2 protein-coding genes and 1 pseudogene are annotated in these 3,483 nt (G+C 57.0%); 2 read left to right on the top strand and 1 reads right to left on the bottom strand.

From position 1 onward, the window contains the following. Positions 1 to 470: pseudogene (locus tag B4F73_RS13455) on the top strand (glycosyl transferase); the annotation flags it as partial. A gap of 159 nt (positions 471 to 629) precedes the next feature. Here B4F73_RS13455 and B4F73_RS13450 read toward each other — a convergent pair. Continuing rightward, positions 630 to 2,360, bottom strand: a complete 1,731-nt coding sequence (locus tag B4F73_RS13450; protein ID WP_290481397.1) for a sensor histidine kinase — start codon at positions 2,358 to 2,360, stop codon at positions 630 to 632. A 161-nt stretch (positions 2,361 to 2,521) separates the two neighbouring features. Between B4F73_RS13450 and B4F73_RS13445 the strand changes: the two genes are divergently transcribed. Then, the coding region (locus B4F73_RS13445; RefSeq protein WP_290483520.1) for an FAD-dependent oxidoreductase at positions 2,522 to 3,483 on the top strand (962 nt) is incomplete at its 3' end.

Raw genomic sequence — 3,483 nt, 5'->3', positions numbered from 1 at the left:
TGCGTCTGCCCGTGTCCGAGATCGAATTCGATTATGGCCGCCGCGTCGAAGGCTCCGAAAGCAAACTGTCCACATTTCGTGACGGATTCCGCATCCTGCGCATGATGGGCATGTTGGTGAAGGAAACCCGGCCATTCATGTTTTTCAGTTCAGTGTCCGCAGGCCTGTTTGGTCTCGCCGCGATCCTGAGCGTGCCGGTGCTGGCAGAATACTTCGACACCGGTCTGGTCAGTCGCATGCCGACCTGGATGCTGGCCATGACCCTGTTGCTGGGCGCGATGATGTCTTTCACCGCAGGCGTGATCCTGGATTCCCTGTCACGGGCCCGCGTCGAACAAAAACGCATCCACTATCTGTCGATTGCGCCTGCACGCGGTGAAAAGCATTTCCGTGGCAGTGGATCTGTTTCAGACCGTCGTGAAGCGGATCAGGCAATATCCGCTCCTCAAATTCGCAAGACGAGCGCCTAGAACGATCATCCATTTTGAAGGGGCATACCCCGCACTGCAGCCTTTGCAGCGCGCGATCCTCCTGCGTTTAACGCAATCGCATAGCGAGCTCGCCAACTAAGGCAAAGTGTTCTGGAATACTGGTTTTGAATGTCAGGTTGCCAAGAAGGATGACGCGCTTTAGCCGGTCTTCTTCTGCAACTCTGCAGGATCAATGACCGAAATTTCCGTTGCGGTGGCGCTGTCCTGAGGGGCCGAGCGACGCACAAGCGTCTCTGGAATGGTGACAAACGCCGTTGTTCCACGGCCGAGTTCGGAGCGCAGCTTGATGCGCAGACCCTGAGCATCGGCCAGACGACGCGCGACGCTGAGGCCGAGACCGACACCGGTCGAGTGGTCATACTTCTGGTGCGCCGGACGAGAATGGAAGAAGGGTTCGAAGGCCTTTTCAAGCACGTCTGAGGTCATACCCCTGCCCCGGTCACGGACCATGACCACGAGCCCAACGCCCGACACCATGCCCGCCTTGACCACGATAGGCGCCGACGAGCCGGATTCCAGCGCGTTCTTGATGATGTTGCGAATGATGATTTCGAAGCTGCTTTCATCCATGTCCGCAGCCAGATTGCTCGGCACGCTGACCTTGAGACGATCTGCAAAGCGCGAGAATTCCCCTTCGGTCAGCTTGCGCACAACGTTCTGGATCACTTCAGACACTGGCACTTCTGATGATTGCGCCAGATAGTCTTCGCGTTCCATCCGCGTGAAATTGATGATGCCATCCAGTGTCGAAGACAGGATCATCGCCTGTTCGGCAATCTTGTCGGCATAGGTGCTGACTTCTTCTTCGCTGCATGGGATGTTTGACGATGAGCCGATAACGCCGGCGCACGCCGAGATGACATCAAGCGGCACTTTGAGTTCGGCGCTCATTGAGCCGAGGAAACGTGTCTTGGCTTCGTTGGCCGCTTCAGCATCGTTACGAGCATGCTCGATCTCAGACCGGGCTTCTTCCATGCGAGTCACGTCGGTGTAGACGACCACAGTGCCGACACCGCTGATGCATTCGACGGATTTTTGCCAAAAGACCCCATCACGACGGATCGGCTTGTCGATGGGCTCCAGCGTATCTTCGCTTGTTCCAAACACTTGTTGGTGCAGCTGGTTTTCTACGACGACATCCCCATCTTCGTTGAAGATTGCAAAGGCCTGGTGGCTGGCTTCGAGCGCACCAATCAAAAGGTCTCGGGATTCTTCCGCCTTCTGGGTCGCGTCGATGTCTGACTTGTAGACCATGTAACTGGAGCGTGCGCCCAGATAGAGCGCGAACATGAAGGACACCATCATCAGACAGATCGTGGCGCCCGTAACGGATTGCGCATAGGCGCTGTAGGCCGCACTCGCGAAAAAGGCTGAAAGTGCATAACGCAGGACAATGCGGGGCACGCGCGTCAACATACTGGCCATGCCAGCCGCCATGGGGGTGATCATGAGACCACCCATGATCATTGCGGCGTTTTCATCTGCTCCGACAAAGAAAGGCAGGGATCCCCATGCAAGGCCAAACAGGATGGCAAGGAATTCCGAACGGCGAAGGTACTTGCCGCTGACCGTTTTGGGCGCCGGGCGCCCCCGCTTCAACAGGAAATCAATGACGAGCAGTGTGGCCAGGCAGAGATTGATCGCAATCCAGGCTTCAATATTTGTTTCAGGCACCCAGCGGTGAACAAGGAAGCTCGCCCCGATGGTGTTGACCAGCATGATCGTCGCCATGACCAGCTTGTGACTGGAAAAATCCATGTGCTGCTGCAGCAGGACCAATCGGTCAACCGCCGTCGCCCGGGGAATCGTGTTCCCGGTTACATAAGACAGAAATGATTTTTCCTGTTTCGCCATGACACCGCTATACACAGGCAAGGTGAACAATCCGGTCTACAGGCCCGAAGGGATTGGCAGACTGTGGAAACTTGTCGTTAACGCGGGTGTTAACCAAAGATAGATACTCTTAAACGGTTGCATATCCTGTCCCGGGTTCTGTAGCGTGCATTCCGATTGAGGAGAGTATAGTTCCGGTGTCCCGCCCTAAATCGCCTTTCAAAATAGCAGTCATCGGTGCCGGGCCTGCGGGACTGAGCACGGCACGCTTCATCAAGCAGGCCGGACACAAGGCGGTCTTGTTCGAGGCCGAAGACCGTCTGGGGGGCAAGTCTTTTTCCGTTGTCCGTGGCGACGCCATGAATGAGATGGGCACGTGTTACACCACCCGCTCCCACAAGCTTGTAAAGAAGTGGATGCGCCAGCACGGGATCACGCTGAGCCGCCTGGGTGAGGCGCGATATGATGGCCTGAAGGTTGTCGACTATGTCAGGACGGGTGACGGTCCGCCCATGGTGTTGCAGGCCCTGAAGTTTATCAGGGCTGCCGGACGGCTGCGCCGCGATATCCGAGACCGACCAGACGATCCGGACGTGCGCGCGGAAGCCGCCATGACGACAGCGGAATGGGTGAAGCGACTCAACCTGCCGAAAATCGACCTTGCGTCTCACCGAATTCAGACAACGCAGGGTTATGGATTCACCGACGAAGCCACGATTGGCCAGACCGTCCAGTGGTGCGATCTGAACTATCTCCTGTCAGGCGTCCTCAACGACATGCACATGCCTGATCAGGGCTGGAGCGAGTTCTGGAACCGGTTCGCTCAGGATCTCGACGTGCGGCTATCGAGCCCGGTGACCCATCTCGACCGGTCCGGACCAAAGCCCGTGATCACGACGGCTGGCAAGAGCGAAGAATTCGACGCTGTGGTCTCCACCGTGCCGATGCAGAATTTCGTCAAGTTCTGCGCCGCAACGCGCGACGAGATGTTCATCTGCAACGGCATTGAATGGCAAAACTATACCACTACGCTGCTGACCTCGCCGGACTGGTTCGAAGGTCACATGATCATCGGCTATTCAGAGGCCAGCATGGACAGTACGCGGAAAGGAGCAATCCTGGGCGGTCGCCGCGAAGGCGAAAGCGAGGAATTGGGCGG

This window comes from Hyphomonas sp. UBA3601 (assembly GCF_002375605.1).
In the GTDB taxonomy this organism is placed as follows: Bacteria; Pseudomonadota; Alphaproteobacteria; order Caulobacterales; family Hyphomonadaceae; genus Hyphomonas.
This window is presented reverse-complemented; position numbering and strand designations above follow the sequence as displayed.